18 protein-coding genes, 3 pseudogenes and 1 riboswitch are annotated in these 24,001 nt (G+C 36.5%); of the genes and pseudogenes, 6 read left to right on the top strand and 15 right to left on the bottom strand.

Going from position 1 to position 24,001, the window contains the following annotated elements; all coding sequences use genetic code 11:
* The first annotated feature begins 654 nt into the window (after positions 1-654).
* Both ACFWE9_RS18470 and ACFWE9_RS18475 read left to right on the top strand, forming a co-directional pair.
* Complete coding sequence (locus ACFWE9_RS18470) at positions 655-1,197, top strand: TetR/AcrR family transcriptional regulator (RefSeq protein ID WP_377358075.1); 543 nt, start codon at positions 655-657, stop codon at positions 1,195-1,197.
* A 103-nt stretch (positions 1,198-1,300) separates the two neighbouring features.
* Complete coding sequence (locus ACFWE9_RS18475) at positions 1,301-1,423, top strand: hypothetical protein (protein ID WP_377358077.1); 123 nt, start codon at positions 1,301-1,303, stop codon at positions 1,421-1,423.
* Between the two features lie 237 nt (positions 1,424-1,660).
* Here ACFWE9_RS18475 and ACFWE9_RS18480 read toward each other — a convergent pair whose 3' ends face one another.
* The 3 genes from ACFWE9_RS18480 to ACFWE9_RS18490 all read right to left on the bottom strand — a co-directional run bounded on the left by ACFWE9_RS18480 (position 1,661) and on the right by ACFWE9_RS18490 (position 5,268).
* Positions 1,661-2,077: a VOC family protein gene (locus ACFWE9_RS18480; RefSeq protein WP_377358079.1), complete on the bottom strand. Its 417-nt coding sequence runs from the start codon at positions 2,075-2,077 to the stop codon at positions 1,661-1,663.
* A 224-nt stretch (positions 2,078-2,301) separates the two neighbouring features.
* Complete coding sequence (gene abc-f / locus ACFWE9_RS18485) at positions 2,302-3,930, bottom strand: ribosomal protection-like ABC-F family protein (protein WP_377358081.1); 1,629 nt, start codon at positions 3,928-3,930, stop codon at positions 2,302-2,304.
* A gap of 468 nt (positions 3,931-4,398) precedes the next feature.
* Positions 4,399-5,268 carry a cation diffusion facilitator family transporter gene (locus tag ACFWE9_RS18490; protein WP_377358083.1) on the bottom strand — a complete coding sequence of 290 codons (870 nt, stop codon included), beginning with the start codon at positions 5,266-5,268 and terminating at the stop codon, positions 4,399-4,401.
* 528 nt (positions 5,269-5,796) lie between these two features.
* On the opposite strand from ACFWE9_RS18490, the pseudogene ACFWE9_RS18495 reads away from it, so the two are divergent.
* Positions 5,797-5,952 (top strand): annotated as a pseudogene (locus tag ACFWE9_RS18495) (IS5/IS1182 family transposase); the annotation flags it as partial.
* A 227-nt stretch (positions 5,953-6,179) separates the two neighbouring features.
* Here the strand turns inward: ACFWE9_RS18495 and ACFWE9_RS18500 are convergent.
* The 3 genes from ACFWE9_RS18500 to ACFWE9_RS18510 all read right to left on the bottom strand — a co-directional run bounded on the left by ACFWE9_RS18500 (position 6,180) and on the right by ACFWE9_RS18510 (position 7,571).
* Positions 6,180-6,731: a dihydrofolate reductase family protein gene (locus tag ACFWE9_RS18500; RefSeq protein ID WP_377358085.1), complete on the bottom strand. Its 552-nt coding sequence runs from the start codon at positions 6,729-6,731 to the stop codon at positions 6,180-6,182.
* A gap of 63 nt (positions 6,732-6,794) precedes the next feature.
* The gene (locus ACFWE9_RS18505; RefSeq protein ID WP_377358087.1) at positions 6,795-7,061 is read right to left on the bottom strand and encodes a hypothetical protein; all 267 of its coding nucleotides are present in this window, start codon (positions 7,059-7,061) and stop codon (positions 6,795-6,797) included.
* Positions 7,062-7,307: 246 nt separating this feature from the next.
* Positions 7,308-7,571 (bottom strand): nucleotidyltransferase domain-containing protein, encoded by a 264-nt coding sequence (locus ACFWE9_RS18510; RefSeq protein WP_377358089.1) that lies wholly within the window; start codon positions 7,569-7,571, stop codon positions 7,308-7,310.
* Between the two features lie 339 nt (positions 7,572-7,910).
* Here ACFWE9_RS18510 and ACFWE9_RS18515 point away from each other — a divergent pair, with 339 nt between their 5' ends.
* Complete coding sequence (locus ACFWE9_RS18515; RefSeq protein ID WP_230159863.1) at positions 7,911-8,237, top strand: antibiotic biosynthesis monooxygenase family protein; 327 nt, start codon at positions 7,911-7,913, stop codon at positions 8,235-8,237.
* Positions 8,238-8,752: 515 nt separating this feature from the next.
* On the opposite strand, the gene ACFWE9_RS18520 is transcribed toward ACFWE9_RS18515, so the two are convergent.
* Complete coding sequence (locus ACFWE9_RS18520) at positions 8,753-9,322, bottom strand: GNAT family N-acetyltransferase (RefSeq protein ID WP_230159865.1); 570 nt, start codon at positions 9,320-9,322, stop codon at positions 8,753-8,755.
* Between the two features lie 513 nt (positions 9,323-9,835).
* Positions 9,836-10,006: pseudogene (locus tag ACFWE9_RS18525) on the bottom strand (class I SAM-dependent methyltransferase); the annotation flags it as partial.
* Between the two features lie 346 nt (positions 10,007-10,352).
* Here ACFWE9_RS18525 and ACFWE9_RS18530 point away from each other — a divergent pair.
* Complete coding sequence (locus tag ACFWE9_RS18530) at positions 10,353-12,131, top strand: laminin G domain-containing metallophosphoesterase family protein (protein WP_377358092.1); 1,779 nt, start codon at positions 10,353-10,355, stop codon at positions 12,129-12,131.
* A gap of 280 nt (positions 12,132-12,411) precedes the next feature.
* Here the strand turns inward: ACFWE9_RS18530 and ACFWE9_RS18535 are convergent, their stop codons facing one another.
* From ACFWE9_RS18535 to uxaC, 5 genes are all read right to left on the bottom strand, one after another.
* Positions 12,412-12,534: a hypothetical protein gene (locus ACFWE9_RS18535; RefSeq protein WP_377358094.1), complete on the bottom strand. Its 123-nt coding sequence runs from the start codon at positions 12,532-12,534 to the stop codon at positions 12,412-12,414.
* A 230-nt stretch (positions 12,535-12,764) separates the two neighbouring features.
* Positions 12,765-13,661, bottom strand: coding sequence for a DMT family transporter (locus ACFWE9_RS18540; protein ID WP_377358096.1), 897 nt, complete (start codon positions 13,659-13,661; stop codon positions 12,765-12,767).
* Positions 13,662-14,130: 469 nt separating this feature from the next.
* Positions 14,131-16,533 (bottom strand): glycoside hydrolase family 31 protein, encoded by a 2,403-nt coding sequence (locus tag ACFWE9_RS18545; RefSeq protein ID WP_377358098.1) that lies wholly within the window; start codon positions 16,531-16,533, stop codon positions 14,131-14,133.
* Positions 16,534-16,699: 166 nt separating this feature from the next.
* Positions 16,700-18,103, bottom strand: a complete 1,404-nt coding sequence (locus ACFWE9_RS18550) for a glycoside-pentoside-hexuronide (GPH):cation symporter (RefSeq protein ID WP_377358100.1) — start codon at positions 18,101-18,103, stop codon at positions 16,700-16,702.
* A 150-nt stretch (positions 18,104-18,253) separates the two neighbouring features.
* Positions 18,254-19,657 carry a glucuronate isomerase gene (gene uxaC / locus ACFWE9_RS18555; RefSeq protein WP_377358102.1) on the bottom strand — a complete coding sequence of 468 codons (1,404 nt, stop codon included), beginning with the start codon at positions 19,655-19,657 and terminating at the stop codon, positions 18,254-18,256.
* A gap of 237 nt (positions 19,658-19,894) precedes the next feature.
* Between uxaC and ACFWE9_RS18560 the strand changes: the two genes are divergently transcribed.
* Positions 19,895-21,100: an ROK family protein gene (locus tag ACFWE9_RS18560; protein WP_377358104.1), complete on the top strand. Its 1,206-nt coding sequence runs from the start codon at positions 19,895-19,897 to the stop codon at positions 21,098-21,100.
* A gap of 436 nt (positions 21,101-21,536) precedes the next feature.
* On the opposite strand, the pseudogene ACFWE9_RS18565 reads toward ACFWE9_RS18560, so the two are convergent.
* Positions 21,537-21,696: pseudogene (locus ACFWE9_RS18565) on the bottom strand (IS6 family transposase); the annotation flags it as partial.
* A 496-nt stretch (positions 21,697-22,192) separates the two neighbouring features.
* Positions 22,193-22,292, bottom strand: a riboswitch (glycine riboswitch).
* 190 nt (positions 22,293-22,482) lie between these two features.
* Positions 22,483-23,484, bottom strand: a complete 1,002-nt coding sequence (gene speB / locus ACFWE9_RS18570; RefSeq protein WP_230159892.1) for an agmatinase — start codon at positions 23,482-23,484, stop codon at positions 22,483-22,485.
* Between the last annotated feature and the right edge of the window lie 517 nt (positions 23,485-24,001).

The following is a 24,001-nucleotide window of genomic DNA, read 5'->3' on the forward strand; positions in this document are numbered from 1 at the left end:
CATAGTAACGTTTTATTGATTATATCAACATTTTTTTACCTACCATATAATCTGTGGAGGACTCTTTAATAAGTAGCTCTAAAAGATCTTATCCAGATATAAAGCCAGGTAAGATTACGGAGGTAAAATATATAAAAGAGTAATGCACCTCGTGACTTACCCCATAGATTCAAGTATTACGGGTTTTAATGATGAAATCTGGGGATAGTGATACCATCATACTTATGGAGGACTAGCTATACAAAAGTAGAAACTAACAATGCTCGTGAATGTAAAGAAATGTGATGATGACATTTTTATAGGGGGATAACCGTTTCTTGTGAAGTATAATCGTTCTTCCATCTGTCACAAAACGTAAACTCGATAAGGGGAATAATACATTACACCGTTTGTCTGCTTCATTTACTTCTTTCCTTGAAAATTTATAATGATTTATCCTAAAATCTCCAAATTGAGAATTTTTATAGCGTTAATTCTATGTCTAACGTTCATGGGTATGACCTTTTCCATCAGGTTTACTCTTTACTTATTGTTATTTTTTCGCACCTTCTTCTTTTCCTGGTTTTGTGTAACCATTTTATTTCAAGGCAAAAGCAACAAAAGGTATAATAGTTAAAGACCGTCTGGCCAGTTGTTTTATAAGGAGTGATACATGTGGAATCAAAAGCTAGTATAAAACGTCAACACATCTTAAAATCTGCAACGGACTTCATTCTCCAAAATGATTTTAATTCACTAACTTTGGACGCTGTGGCAAAACAAGCGGGTATCAGTAAAGGTGGATTATTATATCACTTCCCAAGTAAAGAAACATTGATGATTGGTTTAGCACAATATATTTTCGGAAAATTCAATATGCAGTTTAATGAATACGCTAAGCAAGAAGACTCTATTGAAAAAGGTAAATGGTGTCGAGCATTAATCGAAGTTTCAAAATGGGATTTGGAACATAACGCCGAGTTAAATATAGGGATCATTGCTGCTTCCATGTTAAATCCCGACTTATCTGAAAGCATTTCACAAAATTATCAGTATGTTCAAGACAAAGTGGAGCAGGATCATATCAATCCTGTAACAGCAACCATCATTCGATTAGCCATTGATGGTCTTTATTACTCAGAGCTTTTTAATATAGCTCCGTTAGATGATAATTCACGTGAAAAAGTGATTCAGCAACTAATTGTGATGACAAAATAGAATAAATTCATCTTCAACTTTAAGTGAATTAACGAAGCTCCGCTTACTCTTTTAATAATGTGACTTCGGGTTCCAATAAGTCACTGCATACATGCATATTCATATGGAAAAAGCGGTAGACTTGCTGCTTGAATACATGGAAGACAATGAGACCATTAATGCACAGGTGAAATTCAGTAATAACGAAGCGATTGAAAGGAATAAAGAACAAGCACTAAACCTCTAGGTAAAGTGCTCCTTTCATACTATAGGCAAACTCGATGAAAATCGGGTTTGCCTATAGTTTTTTATGACTCTTACAATGTAAACTTTAATGGAACGTAGGGCACTCGCTTTCCCGCATGAGTCACGTACCTTCCGTTCCAATTAACTTTGATTTAACATTTGGATAGAACTTCTACGAATCCTTTCTAAACAGGATTCCATTCAGCGAGATCCACGAAACGGATCACATTCATGATTCTTAGATATCCCACTCCGGATTCCAAACCACTTCCCATAAGTGGCCATCCGGGTCTTGAAAGTGTGCAGAGTATCCTCCCCAGAATGTATCGTGTGCCGGATCAGTTATGATCGCACCCGCTTTTTTTGCTTGCTCCACCACAGTATGCACTTCTTCTTTGCTGCCTACATTGTGACCAATCGTAAATTCTGTCGAACTTGTTGGAGTCAAAGCAACTTTGGCCTCATGAGCAATATCCTTTCGATTCCAAATGGCAAGCTTTAGGCCTGATTGTAAGTCGAAAAAGGCAACGGCGCCATGCTCAAATTCCTTGCCTACTATCCCTTCTGTTCGAAATCCAAGCCCATCACGATAGAACTCTAGCGATTTTTCTAAATCATCTACACCTAATGTAATGACAGTAATCCGTGGTTTCATCATTTTTCCCCCTTCATGCTTTCCTCATTATCATATATTCCCAACTTATCAAAAACTGATTCGGAACGAAGAAATGAAGTACATTCTTAAAAAGTATTATTTCATCTGCACCATTTTCTATGTTAAGCAAGAAGTCCTGACTGTTGTTGAATTTCTTTGATTTATACGCTTGGTAATATCGTCTATTCCCTGCAACAATTCCTTTTTAGAAACAGGAAAGCCCTTTAACCTTCAAGCTTTCTTTTCTTGTTCAAGAGTCGCTTGAATTCCTTATCCAATTCCTCTTTTTCGGCTTCATTCATAACCGTGGACAGTTTCCCAAGTGTCTCGAGGATTTGCACTTCAATTGTAAGCAGCTCAGCCATTTTGTCTTGATGTTCAATTTCTTCCGTATCCAATTTTATTGGTTCTTGGTTGATGACTCTAACTCTCGAAGGTTCATCTTCAAAAGAAAGAGTATGTGTTGCAAGTGATTGAATCAATGAACGATCATGAGTCACAAAAACAATGGTTCCTGGATATGCTTTTAACACCTCGGTTAAAGCCTCTTTCGTGCTTATATCCAGGTAATTTGTAGGTTCATCCAAAACCAGTACATTATAGTTTCCCAAAAAAACTTTTGCTAGCGAAGCCCTGACTCTTTCACCACCGCTTAAGAGTGATACTTGTTTGTAAACATCATTTCCTTTAAAGGCTAATCGGGATAATACCGTTCGAACAAAGGCTTGATTGTACGGACTATCCTGTAAAATATTTTCAAGCACCGTTTTATTTTCGGTCAAATTTTCTTGTTGTTGTGCAAAAAAACCTATCTTTGCCGGCTTCGCTACATTTAAATCCGCTTGACGATCGACTATCTTTTTCAATAATGTCGATTTGCCTGACCCATTTTGCCCATTGATGGCGAGCCTGGATTTTAGGGGGACATCTCCATAGATATGCTTCTTTAGTATGTTAGACCCGGCTTTCAGGGAACAGCCATTAAATCGAATGACCCTTTTGCTGTGTAAAGAGGGAAATTCGGAAATATCAAAGATGATAGGAGTATTTTCCCTAGGTTTTTCTTTTTTTGCTAACTTCTCGATTCGAGTTTCGATTGCTTCAGCAGAACGGTTCAATTTCGCCTTCTGTTTCCCGGAGCTCCGCTTATGAAGTCTTGCTTCCGAATTCCCCATTCGTTTAGGGGCTTTCCTAATTGAATCCGATTTGGTCTGTAAGTTTTGTGCAGCCTTCTTCAACCTATCCTTTTCGCGATGATACTCTTCATATTCCTTATTTTCCTTTTCTGTTTTTGTCTGCTTTTGTTCGGTATACGCTTCGTAATTCCCTTCATATACAGTAACCTTACCTTGATCAACTTCCCAGATCGTTGTACATAGGTGATTTAAGAATGCTTTATCATGGGAAGTGAGCAATATAGCTCCATCACAAGACATCAGATCCTTTTCCAGTTGTTCAATTCCGAATACATCTAAATGGCTTGTAGGTTCATCTGCAATTAAGACATCCGCATTGGATGTCAAGGCTGCAGCTATTTTTCTTCGGGTGCGTTCGCCGCCGCTTATCATTTCTTGATCCTCATTGGGCAAGTTCCAAATACTCGCTAACACTCCACTTATTTCCTGTTCAGTTTCTTCTAGCTGTGGGATATAAGTGACCGTTCCAAAGTTCTCTATGTGACCGGAATCCGGTTCCTTAACACCTGCTAATATTGAAAGCAATGTCGTTTTTCCTTCTCCATTTCTCCCAACTACGCCAACACGATCATGTTTGTAAAGTTGGAGTGAATCAATGGAAAGAACTTCACGGGTCCCGTAGCTTTTCTTTAAATCACTAGCTTTTAAAAACAACATAAAAAATCCCCCTCTAATTTTTAGAGAGAGATCGCCTGCTACTAAAATATACAAAAACTAAACATACCTCTCCTGTTTTCGCTGACAGAAAAAGTATTTGTATATGAATTAGTACCTATAAACGAGCAGACGAATCCCATCTCTAAACATAATCATTAAAAATTTCACATGGGTAAGAAGTTGATTGTTCAAATGAAAAAGTGACGCGTACTAGCATTGAACATACCTGACCATATACACCCATTGAAAAATATTTAGATTTACTGTTTAATTGATAAGATTACTGCTTCATTGTATGAGGTACCTATTCCTTCCAATGTAATGTGTTTATGATTGCATTTTATTCTCTTGTTGTCAACCCTTATTTTTTAAATGGCCAATTCGGAAAATATATTTTTTGTGGAATGAAGGTATTCTCATATACATGAATCCCCTTCCATAAACCATTTATTTGTAGTAATCATAAAATTAATTGGGTTCAACATGAACATGAACATCGTACACTCCATGTTCTTTCATCATAACTTTTTCTACGTGTGTCGCAATATCATGAGCTTCTTTAATATCCAATGTGGAATTAACAAGAATCACAACATCAATCACTTCATTATTCCCATAATTTCTCCCTTTAATTTCTTTTATCCCCTTAACGCCTTCCACATTTGTAATTACATCCTTATAAAGATGAATTTTATCTTCATCAAATCCATCAGAAAGTTCATGAGAGGCTTGTATAAATATCTCCCACGCAGTTTTGCATATTAATAGTCCAACAATGATGGCAGTTAAGGGATCCAGCCAAGGCATGTTAAATTGGGACCCAAAGATACCTATGGCTGTTCCTATACTAACCCATGCATCGGATATATTATCTTTTGAAGCTGCCATAACAGCTTTACTGTTAATTTTGATTGCAAGCTTTTTATTATATCGGTATACAAAATACATAGCTATCGCAGATAAAAAACCCACATATCCCGCCAATACGTCAGGTGATTCCTCTCCACCTTTAAGCATGGAAGTGACAGCATCTATTAAAACTTGTACACCAACGGCAAACATAATGAAGGAAGCTACCATAGAAGCGATCGTTTCACTTTTCCAATGACCATAACCATGATCTTTATCGGGGGGTCTTTGAGCTAGCCTTAATCCAATCAGTACGGCAATGGATGCGATAATATCTGTGGTATTGTTCAAACCATCCGCTTTTAATGCCGCAGAGTCACTTATGTAACCTATAACCAGTTTTAAGATAGATAGACAAATATAAGCAATTATACTAATGATTGCACCACGTTCGCCTAATTTGAGGTCATTATATTTTTGTTCTTCCATTCAACTTCCCCCCACAATTAAGTACATGAATATAATATCAATTTTAAATTGGGTGGGTCTATAGCAACCTTTTTGTACCGTTTTATATAAGTAAGTAATAGGTAACTATGTTGCATAGGGGAAACTGTCTGAAAAGAGTAAATATATGAAGTTTTTAATAAATCAAAATCATTTGAATGATGTTCCAATATATATTTTTCACTTTTTTCTTAAGGTAAGCCACTTGTTAAACTTTAATAAATTTTATCCAAGACCAACGAATTTGAAAGTTACAACACGTTTGAACTTTGTTTGTTCCAAAAAAAAAGGGTTGTACAATTTGGACGTTGATTGGAACGTAGGGCACTCGCTTTCCGCGGGCGGTCCGCCCTCGGCTTTCGCCTGCGGGGTCTCCCTTAGACGCGCTTTTCTAAGCAGGAGTCTCGTACCTTCCGTTCCAATCAACTTTGTTTTAACTTTTAGATAGAACCCTTATGCCTAGAGTATTTTGGTTTTAAAATAGAAGTATTAAAACTTGAGGTGATAAGGATGCTTTCTAAACATGATTCTATTCAGCGGGATCAACTTGAAATGATTACTTTAGATCAACTGGTGCCACCGAACCATTTGGTTCGTAAAATGGAGGCCATTGATTTCACTTTCATTTATGACTTGGTGAAAGATATGTATTCAGAGGTAGGAGGGCCAATTGGACATGGAAGGTCCAAAAATGGCCTAACATATTGGGTTCGTAGAGCACCAATCTCTTAACTTTAGGCGAAAATTCAAAAGGGATTTCAAAAGGGGTTCGGAATTTTTTAATTCCGAACCCCTTTTGTCTACAAACTGAGGGCTGCCAACGCAACCCTCACTATTTATTAAAAAGCACTCCTGTATGTAGGAATGAAGTTTTTCGGACAACTCGTATTCTCTTAGGTATATATAATATTATACGTGGATTTAATCACACTGTTTGGATATTGTTTCATTTCAACTAAATCTAATTTAAGACAAGGCTTTACGCTTCCAAATAGAGGTATACCTTCACCGATAATGACTGGATTCACTTTCAGCACCAATTGATCAATGAGTTTATGGTTGATTAACGTTCCAGCCAGTTCTCCTCCCCCACATAACCATAGCTTACCGGTCCCTTGCTGTTTGAGGTTTTCAATAAATGCTACAGAGTCACCTTGGATGAGCTCTACTTCCTCGTTCGATTCGAACTGAAGGGAATTTGAAAATATATAATGCTTTATCCCTTTATAGCCAGGTTCACCCGGCTTAGCTCCAAAATGAAAACCAAACTCATATGTTTTTCTCCCCATCAACACTGCTTCATATTGCTGAATATCGGATAAAAAATCCGGGACATGTTCCCCTTCAAATAAGAAAAGTGATTGATTAATATTCCCATCTACAATCCCTTGGTCCGCAATGAAATTGTCTAATGAGACTGCAACATGATAAACCAATTCCGCCACTTTGTCATCCCTCCAAGTACATTCTATTCGAGCGCCATTCATGGCTTTAGTAGAAAACTTGTATCATATAGCCATATCCATTATTTTTTTTATGTGGTCTTCTTTTGCTTCAATATCCACTTGAGTACTTAGGTATTTATTCAATCTAAGGAATTCTGGGAACATACCTCTCATCGTTTTCATGATTTCATTTGAATTACGGCCACAATCCCAACCTGTCAAAAGGAATAATTGCATTTCATTTAATTTACTTCTTTTACCCTCGATTTTCGTCCATACCCCATAGGGCCCATCTACATGTTCTTCCATTTCCATATACCAACCAGACACAATTAGCCACCGTATCCTATCAAGATTAGAAAGTGCATAAAATATTTCCTCCCTCATAACAGCTCTGTAAGTTTCATGAATAAAAGCAAGCAGCTTTCCTCTCCAATGCTCAACTTCATCTGGTGACGGTTTATAAACTAGTTTTCCTGATTCCTGAATAACATAACTCATCATATTAAAAGGATCATATAGTACTTCAACCTCTTTTAACCAGATGGATGGTATAACTTCCTCAGGTAATTGATATCAGCTATCCACTTTTACAAAGGTATCATAATGAGTGATGACATACGGTGAAGAAGGATTGTAGTCTTCGTGAAATGAAACAGTTCCCCAGTTATTGGCCCTATTTCTTTTTCCCTTTAAAAAATCCGCTATCCGTTCTGGCATGACAATGGTGTGCAAATCTATATCAGAGTAATTATCAAAATTTCCTTTTGGTAATGAACCGGCTAGGTAAATTGCCAAAACATTAGGATCTGCTGATAAATCCTTTAATGCATTATTCAATAGAATATCGCGATGTTTTGGTAAATGCATCTCTTTCTATATGTTTACTGACAAATCCCACACATTAAAATCATCCCTTTCTTAGAAAAACCTACAAAACTATATATTCGTGGGGCAGGAAAAAAATCCCTTCTCCCTCTGAATTGTCCTATTGAATAGTAGTCGTTTCTTAGCATCTGAGAAATTTGCACACCTTCGCCTTTTTACATCGCTGGCTTCCATTCTGCTTCTTCCCGATAATGGGTTTTAAGCAAGATTTCCTTATAGGAAAATGCTGTATCCATGGTCTAACCGATGTGGTATTATTTTGAATATTAGGATAGAAGGAGGCATCATTTCATGTTATTTGCAAAAACACCTGAACCACCCTACTACGCTTGTATTTTCACTTCCCAAAGAAGCGATAAAGATGCCGAAAGTTACAACTCTACCGCAGATTTCATGGATGAGCTTGCCGCTCAACAAGAAGGCTACTTAGGAGTCGAAAGTGTGAGAGATCAAAACGGAGTAGGAATTACTGTATCCTATTGGAGTTCCCTCGATGCCATTAAGCTCTGGAAAGAAAATGCCGCCCACAAAAAAGCTCAAGAAAAAGGTATGAAAGATTGGTACTCGTCATACACAACCCGGATTTGTAAGGTTGAGAGAGATTATACAAGTAAGTAAAAATACTAAGATTTCATGTACTTGCATGACTTTTTTATGATTTTCACTATATAAAAAGACCGCTTTTTTAGCGGTCTCAGACTGTAGACAAACTCGAAGAAAAGCTAGTTTGCCTGTAGTTTTTTCTATAATAAACGTTCCCATTGATTTCAGAAATCTGCTCCCTTTCCGCCGACTGTCTGCCAAGCCTCCTCGCCGCAGGCGTCTGTGGGGTCTTGGCTAGTCAGTTATTCGGCAAGAGTGTCGCAAAATTTCTTCAATCTATTGAGAGGGTCTTAAAACAAAAAAACTAGAGTATAACCTAGTCTTGTTTTAAAATCTTGGTTCGGGATGAGACTGTTCAGTATCCCCTTATATAGACAAAAGGGTTTCTATCTAAATTCCAAAACAAAGTTGATTAGAACGGAAGGTACGAGACTCCTGCGGGGCAAGCGCGTGCCTGGAGTGAATATCAACGTTCAAACTTTACGAACCATCAAAAAAAGTAAAAAACATAACCAAGTTTTCATTTAAAATCATGATAATGAATTAAAGGAAATATCATTAAGATCCTCTTTTATTAGTGAGTACATATATAAATCATCGAATTTGCCACCAGTATATTCATAATGCCTCAGCAATCCTTCTCTTCTAAATCCTCGTTTTTCCACTAGTTTTTGGGATGGGTGATTTGTAGGTTCAATTAAAGCTTCAATCCTTTCCAGGTGAAAGTGACGATACCCATACATAACAACGGCTTCCAACGCTTCCCTAGCAATGCCTTTTCCCCAATGTTCTTTATTTAATTCATATCCAATTTCAGCTCGATGATGTTTGGTGACCATATTAAGAAAACCACAGCTACCTATAACCTTACCGGAATCTTTTAATGTAATTCCCCATCTAATTCCCGTACCTTCTTGGAATATAGATTCGTACCACTTAATTTCATCCCATACGTCATTTACTGTTTGGCATGGATCTAATCCCATTGGCTTCACTACATCCGTATCAGATAGATATGTAAACATATCACCCGCGTCTGCTTTTGTAACTTCCCTTAAAATCAATCGCTTTGTTTCAATAAACGGAAATTCTTTCCCCATCCAATTTCCCTCCTCTAATGTCCCCTTTTTCATATTTTACTGTTTCAATCATTACCTAATTAAAGCCGATAATCAACGATTTATAGATGAAAGAATAAATGTTAATAAAAAAAATGCGTCCCTACTTTCGTTAAATTCGGATAATAATTAATAGGATAGTTGGTTTATTATGGGGGCTAACTGTCATGGGTTGTAAGGCCGTTGGAAAAGAATTAGGAATTAATCATACGGAAATATACCTGAATTGGGCGAGGAGGAGAGGGTATAAAAAATAGCTGAAGTAGAACTTTTAAAGCTTACTTAACTCAAATTCATAAAAGGAAAATTTGCGTCAGAGAAAAGGAATTTTTACATATACAATGGATGTTTAAAGCACACAAGTCGATAAAATCCGTAGGAAAAGGAATTGCTTATTTACACAAACTTATTGACGGTCCCTGATAGTGAAAAGCAGCCCTAGGCAATTTTAATATATGAAATGAAAGTATCATCCGTTTTTTCACGTGCTCTTTAAAGCATGTTGTCGGAAATACCAATACTAACGACGGAACTGGCTTGCTGCTCACGGGCAAATCGGCAATGCCATCCGAAACCGCAGCCCAAATCAAGTACACTCTTATTTCGCAGCTCTGGTATTAGCTCTTTTAATACAGGCCATTCCCCCGCAGCTTCAACTGTCCTTATACGAAAACACTGCTTGTTTCCCTACCCCGCCATCTAAATTTCAAATTCCTTTAAATAACAACTCTTCATATTCACTTTTGACAATTTGTTGTGATTAAAGCGATCAACAAGTTAAATTGTACGAATTAGGTCTTATCTCCTAATCCCTTTTAAAAGAATAAGTCTTTTTTACTCATCCTTAATAAGTTATCAAGAAGATAAGCAAACTATACCATATTGCGCCTTTAACGGACTCTCCCTACCTAGGCATAGTTTTCCACAAATGATCTAGGTAGTTAAAAAAGAATAAATATATAAACCGTTATTCTTAAATGGCTTGATCAAAATTTATTGGGGTGAGTGTTTTATGAAGATGAAAAAGGCATTTATAGGTCTATCACTCTTATGTTTGATTGTTCCTGGTATTGCCAATTCGGCAAATTCTTTAAGCGACCGAAGCAATATCCTGGCTGACTGGAAATTTACAAAACAACATGTAAAAAGTGGCTCAATCGATAAAGGTAATTTAATTATTGAAGATACAAGCAAACATGGAAATGATCTAGAGTTGGTGACGATAGGTGATCCGGCCTCGCCTGAATTAAAAAATATGCTTCAATGGTCTAAAGAAGATTATTATAATCAAGAAAAAATGGATAGTTTGAAATTCGCTAATTATGAAAACGCCCCATCAGGAAGATATTTCAAAACAAAAAAGGATGCACCTATAAATTCTGAGAAATTCAATCATGGATTCACCATCGAGACAATATTCAAATTGCCAAGTAATTTAAAAAGCAGTATGGGCATGTTTTCAAGACAAGGACAGGCTGCGGCACTTAATAAAATGGAAGGGGAGAAAAAAATTCTTTCTGCATTAACTGTTTCCAGTGATCAAAAAATTCAATGGTCAAGCCATCCATCCAACCTACAATATAATGTAAGTAATTGGTCTCGTTTGTTAAATCCTGATGAATGGTATCATTTGGCTATAGTTAATGACGGTAGCACGACGACTTTAACTTTGAATGGCGTTAGTGATTACGGAAAATCAGAAAAAGTTATAGGCATTGCAGCTATAAAAGGTAAAGGCTGGAACATCGGTGCATCTCAGTGGGGAAATAAATTGGGAACACTATTTGCAGGAAATATCCAGGAAATACGGATTGCTAATAAGGCATTGACAGAAAAAGAATGGCTTGTTCAGGATGCTCGTGACGATGAACCATTCGAAGGATCAAACAAATCATTGCCCTTTCTAACGAATAAAAAGAATTATAATTTTCTTTTTGTTCCAGATACCCAGAAATACGCAAGCCAAAATCCCGAGATTTTCAATAGCCAAATGAATTGGATTTCCAAGAATACGAAAAAGAACAATATCATTATGAATACATTCGTTGGGGACATTGTCGATAGTGATTCAGAAAAACAATGGCAGATTTCCCTCGGAGCCATTTCCCTTTTGGATAAAAATGAAGTTCCATATATGATGGCAGCAGGTAATCATGACTATGCTGATGGAAATCCTTTTTTAACACATTATGGTCCGCAACGATTTGTGAATAAAAAATACTATAAGGGGTCGTCCCAATCTGGATATAGCTCTTATGCAATTGCTAAGGCAGGAAGTTATGAATACTTAGTCTTGATCGTAGATATGAAAAATCTGCATAAGGACTTAGAATGGTCAAAAAAGGTTCTAGATCAGCATAAAGATAAACCAACCATCCTTGTCTCACATGATATTATTTCCCCAGAGGTTAAAGGTAATCAAGTCATAGCCGCCGAGTCGTCTAATGGCCGACTGATCTGGGATGAACTTGTGAAGGATCACAATCAAGTGTTCATGACGGTTAATGGACATTATTTTGGGATAGCACATCAGGTAAAACAGAACTCAGCAGGGAATGATGTCATTCAAATGCTAGTCAATTACCAAGCGAATTATCGCGGGGGAAATGGTTGGCTAAGACTTGTGGAATTTAATGAAAAGAAAAACAAACTGCTTTTCCGTACCTTTTCCCCATTTGTCAATGAAATGTCTAAAAAGGAAAAAACTTATATTGATTATAAATTTTTAACAGGGGAAAATAATTCATTTAAATTGGATTGGGATTTTAAAAATAGATTTAACTTTAAGTAATTTGAAACACAAGGAAAAAAATCGAATTCCCCAGGTATCCTGAACAATCAATCAACCTGGGTTCATTCCTTTTATGTGGACTACTCCACCCTTTTTGTTGAGTCATTCAAGCTGTCATGCATTAACATCATTTTTTTCCAAAACCTGATACCAGTTGTTAATTACTATTTATAAATCGGCATTTTCCAAGGATTTGGAAGGATGAACGATCATCCCACATAAAAAAGGTGGAATGCTGTGAAAATTGAACATTTCTTCAAGTTGGTTTAAACTGGTCTTGCTAATCAAAAAGACGCTGGTAGGTGGATTCATGAAGCGGATGCCCAAACATATGTGCAGTGGCAATCCTGCTGCAACGCAGCAGCATGGGCTGTGAAAGCAGCTTTGCAAGCTTCCCCCACACTTAATTCTCCCATGTGTTACTTGCTTTTATCGCTTTTCATGGCCGATCAACATGCGGCTATTTTTGTTCGAAATGCGATCTGTACAGTCTGCAGCCCAGCTTGTGGCTATTTGATGATTTATCATGTCAAGCAGTTCTTCGATGATTCTTTCATATCTGCTTCCATGAATATATCTAGTCTTATTTATAAAAAGCCCTCAAAAATTCCCGGTTGAAAAGACCCTGAATTTTCATGCAGCTTTTTTCATTACTGATTTGTACTTTCCGAACCCATTAACTACAAGAACCCCTAATATCGCAATCACACCTCCAATGACTGAAAGAGTACTCGGCACCTCTTGCAGCCATAGCCAAGCGATGAAAATGGCTATTACAGGTTCAATATATAACAGACTAGAAACGGAACTGGCTTTTCCTAATGATAGTGCAATTGCCCATGTGACATAACCGATGGCCGCAGGGAAAATACCAACAAAAATAGCTGATAAATGCCCTTCCATTGTAGCGTGTTGCATGTCTTGAAATAGCCCAGGAACAAATATAAAAAAGGGTATCGTACCAATCCATGTGAAATAAGCTGTCAATTCAATCGGATTATAGCGGCTAAACAGAGGCTTTTGGAAAACAAAAAACACCGCTGATGCAACAGCAGACATCAGCACTAAAAAGGCTCCTTCAGAAATATCCAGAGAAGGACCTGCAGTACCTAAAGTTATTAATGTGATCCCTGTGAAACCTATTCCTAAACCAATCCATCCGAATAGGCCAAGGCGTTCTTTTAAAACGATAGAAGCGATGATAGCGATGAAAACAGGTGCTGAACCAATCAGCATTCCAGCAGTTCCCGCCGAAACGGTCTGTTCCCCAAACGTCACCCCAATATGATAAATACTAATACCAATTAATGCAAGGATCGATATCCTCAATAAATCCTCTTTTTTCGGGAGACGAAATTTCACTCCAGGCCATAGAGCATAAAGGACAAAAATCCCTGATGCTATAAGATAACGAACAAGTACCAAATGTCCAGCTGAATACCCGCCATTGAGGCTTGCACGAATAGCTGCGAATGTAGATCCCCAAATAATAACTGTAATTGATGCCAATAAAAATGCCTTAGTGTTCAAAACCTATTCCCCCCAACCATTCACTATAACCTGAAGGTAACATGGATATGGGAGAACTTCAATAAAATTTCCATCTTGCTGTGAAGTGAAAAAGTAAAATACGTAACTAGCGTACATTCTTTGGGAAACCATCTGGGCTTGGAACGGATCGATCAGGTTTTGAAAAGCATGCTAAACAAAAGGTGCTTCGTATCAGAAGCACCCAGAATGTCCAAGATATAGATTACTCGAAATACTTCTTGAGACTTTTTACAATGTAATCGTTTAAAATAACGATTACATTCCTATATAAATTAACTATTCTCTGTTTTCAATAAAGGGCCCATTTGGGTTATTGTAGGAAAATCAAAAAGATAAAGTTCAAAAGATTCCCGCAGGCATCCAAATAAAAAAAAACGAAATAACAACTCATAATCGTTATAAGAGGATGATAAACTTTGGATTATTTGATCAAGTATTCAGCGAAAATCTAGTTTAATTTATAATTAAAAGTGCCTTTATCACGGTCCTGTTCTATTCCATTGACGATTAATTTTCTCTGTTCATTTTCTGGGAGGTGGAATGTGACCTGATCATATGGCAATTTATAGGACCCTTTCTTATGAATTGTCACTTGAATCTCATTTTCTTCAGCTTCCATTTCAACATTAATGTAGGCAAATGTATGCAAATAGTTGTTTGTTAAACCATCATCTTCATATAATTTGTAAGAGGACTTTCCTTTTCCTTTAGAAGGAAATAATAAAAATCCCCTTTCATCCTCTTTCTTAGTTGCAAAAGTGACTTCTGCTTGATTGATTGGAAGTATTGATCCTGCTTTGGCTAGTATTGGCGTATAGGATAAAGGCGCAGGAATTACAACTGTTTGCCCTCCTTCATACCATTTTCCCGTATGAATGTCATACCACCCATCAGTATTCTTAGGTAAATAAACTTCCCGTTCTCTCTTCCCCTTTTCGACAACAGAAGCAACCAAGAGTGACTCACCTAGCATAAAGTCATCGTTTTCTTCAAAGGTAGTTTCATCATGTTCGAAATCGTAAAACGTCGGTCGGATGATAGGCTGATAGTTATTATAGGCTTCGTGCAGAGCAGTATATAGATATGGAATGATCTTTGTTCTAAATTTAATCAATGCCCTGATCGATTCCAGTGTTTCAGGATACATCCAAGGTTCATTAACTGTTTGGTCGTCATTCCAAGAATGTATAGTGAACCTTGGATGAACAATTCCATTTTGCACCCATCTCACGAACAACTCCGGTTCAGGAGCAGGACCCGAAAATCCGCCTACATCATGGCCAAAATTGTAAATACCTGATAAGCTTAACCCTATTCCCATCTTAATGTTGTATTTCAATGTTTTCCAACTGGTACGATTATCACCGGTCCATGTTTGCACATAACGATGCATTCCCGCGGAACCAGAGCGTGATATTAGATATGGGCGCAATTCAGGATTGTATTCTAACTGTGCTTCATAGGAAGCTTTCATCATAAGGAGCGGATGGACCGCACGAATTAGCTCAAACTCTTTATTTTTGCCAAAGCCTTGGCAAGTAGCGTCTTTGCTCCAAATTTCAAACTCATTATTGTCGTTCCAAGTTGAATCAATTCCATAATACAACAGATTTTCTTTTACTTGACCTTTCCACCAATCATACGTTTCTTTGTTAGTAAAGTCTAAATAAGCGCCGATATCATCCCAAAATTGTGCCATTTCAGGTTCTTCTGTCTTACTGTTTGTTATAAACATCTTTTTTTCTTTCAACTCATTAAATAATGGATGATCTTTTAATAAACATGGTTTAATATTTGCACACAATCGTACATCCTTATCATGAAAATTCTGTACCATCTTTTTAGGAGACGGAAATTTTGAATGGTTCCAATTAAACACATAACGTTTATTGCCGATTGATGTATATCCTGATGACAATTGGAACGAATCACATAATATATCATGTTCTTCACAAAGCTTTAGGAATTTATTTAACTGCACTTGCGCATCCGGAGCATCAGTGTAACTCATTGTCGATCCAGAATAGCCTAAACTCCATTTTGGTGGAAAGATTGTTTGCCCAGTTAACCACGAAAATTTGCGAGTGACATCTTTAACTTTCGGACCTGCGATAATATAGTAATCTAAATCACCATGTTCAGCTTGAAAATATCTGTATAACTCATGATAATTATCAAGCTCTGTACCTAATTCAAAAATAGAGCTGGACAAATTGTCGTAGAAAATTCCAAATGAAAATCCAGTTTTCTTCTGTCGTGTAATATAAAATGGAATATGTTTATAAAGGGGATCACTATATTCTGCATCGTAACCCATCGCATCAATTGTCTGCATCCGATAGCGCTTTCCATGCTTATCAACTGAGCCCGTTTTTTCACCTAATCCGAAATATTGTTCATTTAAATCGCGCTTTAAATAATGAACTATGTCCTGACAAAGTGAGCCATCAAAGTTATATGCCTGAGTTTGTCGATCATTCGCAAAGTTCTCCCACTCAGAATTATCACGATAAAACCAGCTGATCTTAAATCCATTTAACTTCACCTGAATCTTTATGAGTGAAGTTTCTACAATGAATTCATCTTCATCTTGTCTAAATTCATAATTTGGTAGTGAAAAACCGTTTGTATCCAAACGATCACGGCCCTCCAATGGAACATCAGCTTGTCCCGGTGCTACACTCCAGGTTTTATCAAGCTTTAATTTTTCTCCATCTGTAAATAAGATTCGAATGATGTCTTTTTCAAGCACCATAATTTTTGCATATGTGTTTCCATCTAGTAATTTAAAGTCAAGAATATTGTTATTCTCTTTAATGAAAGTAAACTGATAGTTCTCCTTAATGCTCATTTGATATCTCCTTCTCTGTGTGTATATTATAGATCAAATAGTATAAGATTAAGCTAACATCAGAGATGCTCTCTAATAATTATTTGATGCAAGAATAAAGTACTGCCTTTAATAAAACGCATACAAAAATAATTAAGAAACTTTTTCGTCACGTCTCCTCTTAGGTTTAGTTTAAGTCAGGCTGATTATCTTTATTTCTTTCTTTTAAGTCAGCTACAATTTTACTGTATAAATTATCTGTAAGATTATAGAAGAAAAATAGGATAATTAATCCAATAATATTGAGGGCTGCTGGAGCAAGAAATAACAGTCCTTTAAGACCTAACAGTGTATCTGCAGACTGTTGAATATTTGGAACATATCCAATAAGCCCTAGTGCTACCCCTGGAATAAAACCAGCGAGAGCCTGTGCAAGCTTTCGGAAGAAACTGTACGTTGAATAAACAATCCCTTCTGTACGTTCTCCTGAATTCCACTCATGATAATCAATAGAATCAGCAATCATTACCCAAGGTAGACCAAGTGCAAACGATAACCCAAAGTTTCCCAAAGAGAAAATAGTTAAAAACGTAGCCGTACTTGTTGGCAATACAAAATTCAAAACATCACTAGCAATGCAAACCATAAGTCCAAGCATGAAGGTATTTTTCTTACCAATTCTTTTTACCATTGTTGGAATGAACATTGAACCAACTACAGCGAGCCCAATACTTAAAAATGATAGCATTGACATAAGTTCCGGATTCTTTAAATTGTATTCTAAGTAGTACAATTGAACAGCGTTGCGAATATTGGATGAAGTAATCATGAACAAAGCTGCTAAACACAATACAATAAGAGGTCGATTTGAAACCAATGCCTTGAATAACGTAGACAGCGGAACCTTTTCATTTTTTGGTGCTCTAATAACATTTTCTGTTGTATTGTGATAGCAAATAAGATGAAAAAATATTCCGAATATTACCATCACAGATATAGCAACGATGTATCCTATTTCTTTATTAGCAAACTGAACTACAATCGGAATAACTGCCATTCCAGAAATAAGAAGTGCCATTTGACTACCAATTGCTCTAAATGAACCTAAAGATGCACGATCAATTGGATCTTGCGTCATGGCAGCAGATAATGATCCGTACGGGATATTAACAATTGAGTATGCTAGACCAAACCCCATATAGGTGATAAACGCCCACACAATCTTCCCATTATCCGAAAAGTCTGGAGCTAAGAATGAGATGACCGTCATTAATGCCAGTGGAACAGTTCCCCATAAAATGAACGGGCGGAACTTTCCTCGTTTTGAGATATTTGTTCTTGAATCTACAAATGCACCAACACTTGTATCTGCAAATGCATCGAAGATTTTAGAAATTAAAAACACCAATCCTCCCCAGTAAGCGGAGATTCCTAAAACATCTGTATAAAATTTCAGAAGGTATAACTGTCCCATATCAAACATAAGGCCGTTACCAATATCACCAAAACCGTAAGACAACTTTTCTTTAAAAGTGAGCTTTTTAGAAGCGGTGACCGCTGTCTTTTTAACCGGAACCACTGGTAATCCCATATAACCATCCCCTTCTTTCTCCCATATATAACCCCTGTATTGTAAACCTTTTCATAAAGAAGCAGAAATAGTGTTTATTTTAACCCTTAAGCACTATCACCCCCTTTGATACTTACAATATCTTTCATAAGCAAAAAGAGCATTCCTGTATTAACGCTGTAAAAAGTATTTCTCTGCATTGTAATAGGAAATATTTTCAATCAGTGTTTGAAGAAGCACATTATCGTTTGGAACCCTTCCTTGTTCTACCCATTTCCCGATTAGGCTGCATAGGATCCGACGGAAATAATCATGTCTTTCATAGGAAAGAAAGCTGCGAGAATCTGTCAGCATACCAATAAAATGACTAAGTAACCCGACGTTAGCCAAATCTTTCATTTGTTTCTCTATTCCATCAATGTGGTCGTTAAACCACCAAGCTGTACCAAGCTGAACTTTTCCTGGAACGCCTTCTTCATAGAAATTCCCCATCATGGAGGCTAATACCGGATTGTCTTTAGGATTTAAATTAAATAATACGACTCTTGGCAACGCATCTTCTTGGTCAAGCGCATCAAGAAGATGCGATAATCCTCGTGCGATGTTTGCTTCTCCAATTGAATCAAACCCTGTATCCGAGCCCAAAAGATTTTTCATTTTTGTATTATTATTTCGCATAGCCCCAATATGTAATTGCATCACCCATTGTTTTTGAGCGTACATTTTCCCTAGTTCTTTTAGAAGAAAAGATCGATACTTGATCAATTCTTCTTGTGAAAGCGACTCTCCATTCATACGTTTTGTAAAAATTGTTTCTGCCTCTGCTAGAGTTACTTCTTTATACTCCATGTAAGGAATATCATGATCGGCTGCCCTGCCTCCATTTTCATGAAAAAAGTCAACTCGGTATTGAAGTCCTTTAATTAATTCTGCAATAGATGTCACTCGTTGATGAACTACTTGCTCTAGATTCTTTAACCAATCTTGAAAAGTTGGACGTTCAATAAACAGTGCTCCATCAGGTCGAAAGGTTGGTACAACCTTTGTTTTAAACGTAGAATCATGGTTTAATAATTGGTGGTATTCAAGAGTAGATATAGGGTCGTCTGTAGTACCAATAAATTGCACATTAGATTTCTTAATAAAAGATTGCGGTGTAAACTCCGTATCTTGTAATTTTTTATTGCATTCTTCCCAAATTTCCAGCGCGGTATCGGGACTAAGTCTTTTATCAATGTCAAAAAAGCTCTTTAATTCCATATGAGTCCAATGGTAAAGTGGATTTCCAATTAAATATGGTACCGTCTGAGACCAAGCAAAAAACTTTTCCCAATCACTAGCTTCTCCTGTTATAAAATGCTCCCCTATACCATTCATTCGCATCGTTCTCCACTTGTAGTGATCGCCTGCTAACCATAGTTGAGTAAGGTTTTCATAATGTTTATTCTCAAAAATTTCTTTTGGATCTAAATGGCAGTGAAAATCAAAGATTGGCATTTCTTTTGCTGTATTTTTATATAACTGAACTGCTGTAGGTGTGGAAAGTAAGAAATCGTCTCCTAAAAAATATTTCATATTATTTTCCTCCTAGGGGAATAAAATCAAATTTATAAGATTAAAACTCTCAATGTAAACACTTTCATTTTTGGTTAATTTAATTTGTTCGACTAGTAAACTAATTAATTATAAGAAATAATTTATCATGTTTATAAAATTCAGTCAATTAAAATTCTTTAATTTAAGAGTCAATATTTTTCAAATGAAAATGCTATAATAAAGAACAATGTCAGTTAAGATTTGGAGGACACATTTATGCCTACTGGTGATGCAGCTTATATCAGGAAATTAAATCGATCTTTAATTATTAGTAAAATTGTAGAAGCAGGAATAATTTCAAGGGCAGAATTGTCTAAGATTACAACATTAACAAAAGCCACTATTTCAGTACAGATTGCAAGCTTAATTGATGAAGATATTATTATTGAGACACAGCAGGATCATTCAAAAGTTGGAAGAAAACCTATAATGCTATCTTTAAATGGAGCAGCAGGATATGCATTAGGTATTGATTTAGATTATAGTCAAATCTCTTTCACTCTTTCTAACCTTCTTGGTCATCCTGTTTCGTCAGATACTATTAAAATACATACGACAAGTTATTCGGATATCTTTGATATACTAGTTGAAAAAATTAATAAATATAAAAATGAATGCCTTAAGTCTAGATACGGACTTATTGGTGTAGCAATTTCAATTCATGGTCTTGTCTCTACAGATGAACTCATTCATTATATTCCTCGGTTAAACTGGTATGATGTGGACTTAAAGAATGATTTAGAAAAAGAGTTAAACGTTAACGTATATCTTGAAAATAATGCAAATCTTTCAGCTTTTGCTGAACGAGCCTACACATTTCATAAATCAGATAATTTGGTATGCATAACACTTCGATCAGGTATAGGCCTTGGTATAGTAATAAATAACAAATTATCTAAAGGACATGATGGCTATGCTGGAGAGATTGGTCATATGATTATCCAACCAGGAGGAGACCTTTGTGCTTGTGGGAACAAAGGCTGCTGGGAAAGATATGCTTCTGAGTCAATCTTTTTAACACAACTTTCTAAAGAAAAACAAGTTAGTACTATAACTTATAAACATATTGAAGAATGGCTTAATCAAAACGATACTGAACTACATAGACAAATGGAAAACTTCATCTATTATATTTCAATCGGTTTGAATAATATCATCAACATATATAACCCTGAAGTTCTAATAATTGATAGTGAATTACTTTCTCTATACCCAGATTCTATAAATGAAATTAAGAAAAATCTTTCTTCCTCCACAATTCATTATCGAGAATTATTAATATCCTCAATTGGAAAAAAAGCATGTGAATTGGGTGCGTGTGCATTGGTGATTAAGAATTTTCTTGAAATTACGATGCCTAACTTTGTATATCCTGAATCAATAGAACATATTCATTCACTGAATAATATGTCTGTCAAATAGTTATAGGTTAAGGATTCTTTCTCACAGAAAACTAGGCTGATGCTTTCCTAACAGCTATAAAAACCATAAAGCTTTAGTAAAAAAGCTTTATGGTTTTTATTCCCAGATATTTACTCTTAAACCTAAATTTTAGCTGCTGAACAGCCCTTAATCTAGAAGTTGAGATAAAGTCTCCCTTCAATAAGAATTTCCAATTCTATTATTTTTAAAAATTCACAAATAATCAATAACCCAAAAAAGAACGTACGTTTGACCACACTTACAAAAGAAGAAAAGATTCAATTAATGGGATTTGGTTCTGGTGCAAACATAATGTGAATTTGAAAAAACTAATAGGATTTCTAACGGAATGCTACTTTATGCGGTTAATCCAAACAGCTCGTGGATACAATTCACCTGATTTTGAACAGACTTCTCCCCTATCTTTTAACTACTAAATGGCTACAGGATACGCGTGGTTTTTTCCACTGTTATGACAGGCGTCTGGACACATACGATAAAGCCAATGCTTTCTTGAGAAAGCGTTTGGCTGCTTGTTTATCACTGAATTCACTTAGATAACATTAACCTTCGGAATCCACTGTACGATACAGGTACTATACTTGAAGGCAAGGGAATCGGAATATACATGGAAGAAAATGATAAATTCTGAAAGTTCATATCGGATGATTTTATGCTGTGGTTAGATGGCCTGGCATTTGATCAAAGGGGTTCTCTTATTTTTTTAGCAGTAACAGGCTGCATCAAATGTTTACACATAATCAAGAAAGTTATGCCTGGAACTACCCGTACAGGGAAAGCATTTGTCGGTGAAGATGTTAAACTCCATCTTCATTCCAGGTTAATGCACCAATGGACGGTATTTTTAGAGAGGCAAAGCCCGTTCGTTCATCTTGGCTGACGAAGTTTTCTGATGCGATCAACTCTAATGTTGGATGTTGCCGCTGCCTTTCGCTTTCAATTGCTTCAAAAATGGTTTAATCATTCTTCTGCAAACTCATTCTTATTTCCTCTTTTTTAGATAGCTGCTGCCACTCCATATCATGTTCCCTGTTTTTGCACGCAAAAAAGGACAGAGAAGGTAATGGCAACATTCCCTTCTCTGTCCTTTTACCTGAGAGTTTAACTCTATGCTAAAAAGAGTCTTCCCCTTAGGTGGCGTTTTATAAACGCTCTCTCAAGAGTTGCGTCTCATTGTGGTTCTTTACCTGAGAGATTTGTTCCAAGTTTTTTTGGGAACATGCTCCTTCGGTGATTGTACATTATTTACTTATGTGTTTTTTATGGAATCGCCTCTTTATTTATACCTATTCAGGAAACTAAGAAAAGATAACACGGAGGAAAATCACTTTATATCAGCAAATGCTTTCAAATTTAACAGACTAATGCTTCTTTATGAAGTTCTGCTCTTGATAATCGCTGATTGCAGCCTGGTTTTTCTCTTTTTCTTTTAAAACATAACTAAGCAAGTCTAATGAGAGGCGCGCTGCCACTTGTCCAGTTATTCCCGCATGATCGTAAGGAGTAGCTACTTCTACCATATCAAAACCGATTACTTCTCCTCTTTTTGCAATCCCATGGAGTATTTCGTTGACTTCATCATAAAGCAGGCCTCCAGGAGAAGGTGTGCCTGTCGCAGGGGCGATCGATGGGTCGAGGCCATCAATGTCCATGGTAATATAATATTTTTCACCTGCTGGAATAAGTTCCAGAACCTGTTCAAATCCCATCTTTCTCATTTGACGTGGAGACAAGATGACACTTCCGTATTCTCTGGCAGCATCGACATCTTCTTTTATACTGCTGCTGATTCCACGAATTCCCAATTGGAAAATCTTTTGAACATGATTCATTTCAGATAAGCGGCGGATGCAGCTTCCATGTCCAACCCGCATTCCTGAACGGTGATCTGCCCAGTCTAAATGCGCATCAATCTGGATCACATGAAAGGGCCCGAGTTCACCCAATCCCTTTCCTACTGGAATTGTAATGGAATGATCTCCACCTAAAACAACCGGCATTGCACCTTTTGAAACGATTTTTCTAATGGCTTCTTCCGTATTATCATGGGATTGCATCATATCCCCATGTACAATGTCTACATCGCCGCAATCAACGACTTTCCATTTCGGGCCAAGATACATGATATCATTTTCAATATCATAGGCGCCATCTAACCCGAAACTATATAATGTAGAGCCTTCACGAATTCCTCTTGGACCCATTCTTGCACCTGACTTCCATTGTGTTCCCATATCATTTGGAACTCCAATAACAGCTACATCTGCATCTAACTGGTCTAGGTCAGGACATACGGGATATTTCCCGAAAGTACAGATTCCGGTAAAAGGTAAATTAAGTTGCTGTTTTTTATTATTCGACATGACCTTTGCCTCCCACTTGTATTACGTCCTCGTTAATATATGCAACCTTCATGCCAACCTATAAAACTAGGAAAAACGGAATTGTGTTGTCAATAATGACTACCAGGAACCACCATATTTTCTGATTACTCGATTCTCGTTAGTAAACGCCACATAGAAAGAGCGCGGAGAATATATTTCATTTTCAGTAAAATATTATTGGTGTCTTATTGGGTCTTAAATAAGACATATCTTGATGAACTGGTTTTTTTACTCGTAAAATTAACAATTAGGCAAACAGCTTTTTTTATTTTCCAGCCCATCTTCAGAATTAATATTTGAAATTTTTAAAATATTGGCGATTTCAAAAAATACTTCCTCTATTATTAGTCAAAAATTTATTCGATGTAAGCATTACTCACTCTCTTTAACTCAACTTCTAGATTTTTAATGATCAAACCACTTGGTTGGCTCCACTTCTAAATTAATGTTGATTTGTTTTACCTCACTAAACTCATCTAAACCAAAAGTTCCTAAT

The sequence above is a fragment of the Peribacillus sp. NPDC060253 genome (genome assembly GCF_042727425.1).
Taxonomy (GTDB): domain Bacteria; phylum Bacillota; class Bacilli; order Bacillales; family DSM-1321; genus Peribacillus.

Excerpts from the sequence above, each read along its gene's own strand:
- ACFWE9_RS18475 (WP_377358077.1), top strand. The coding sequence starts at position 1,301 with ATGGAAAAAGCGGTAGACTTGCTGCTTGAATACATGGAAGACAATGAG.
- ACFWE9_RS18480 (WP_377358079.1), bottom strand. The coding sequence starts at position 2,077 with ATGAAACCACGGATTACTGTCATTACATTAGGTGTAGATGATTTAGAA.
- abc-f (WP_377358081.1), bottom strand. The coding sequence starts at position 3,930 with ATGTTGTTTTTAAAAGCTAGTGATTTAAAGAAAAGCTACGGGACCCGT.
- ACFWE9_RS18490 (WP_377358083.1), bottom strand. The coding sequence starts at position 5,268 with ATGGAAGAACAAAAATATAATGACCTCAAATTAGGCGAACGTGGTGCA.
- ACFWE9_RS18515 (WP_230159863.1), top strand. The coding sequence starts at position 7,911 with ATGTTATTTGCAAAAACACCTGAACCACCCTACTACGCTTGTATTTTC.
- ACFWE9_RS18520 (WP_230159865.1), bottom strand. The coding sequence starts at position 9,322 with ATGGGGAAAGAATTTCCGTTTATTGAAACAAAGCGATTGATTTTAAGG.
- ACFWE9_RS18530 (WP_377358092.1), top strand. The coding sequence starts at position 10,353 with ATGAAGATGAAAAAGGCATTTATAGGTCTATCACTCTTATGTTTGATT.
- ACFWE9_RS18545 (WP_377358098.1), bottom strand. The coding sequence starts at position 16,533 with ATGAGCATTAAGGAGAACTATCAGTTTACTTTCATTAAAGAGAATAAC.
- ACFWE9_RS18550 (WP_377358100.1), bottom strand. The coding sequence starts at position 18,103 with ATGGGATTACCAGTGGTTCCGGTTAAAAAGACAGCGGTCACCGCTTCT.
- uxaC (WP_377358102.1), bottom strand. The coding sequence starts at position 19,657 with ATGAAATATTTTTTAGGAGACGATTTCTTACTTTCCACACCTACAGCA.
- ACFWE9_RS18560 (WP_377358104.1), top strand. The coding sequence starts at position 19,895 with ATGCCTACTGGTGATGCAGCTTATATCAGGAAATTAAATCGATCTTTA.
- speB (WP_230159892.1), bottom strand. The coding sequence starts at position 23,484 with ATGTCGAATAATAAAAAACAGCAACTTAATTTACCTTTTACCGGAATC.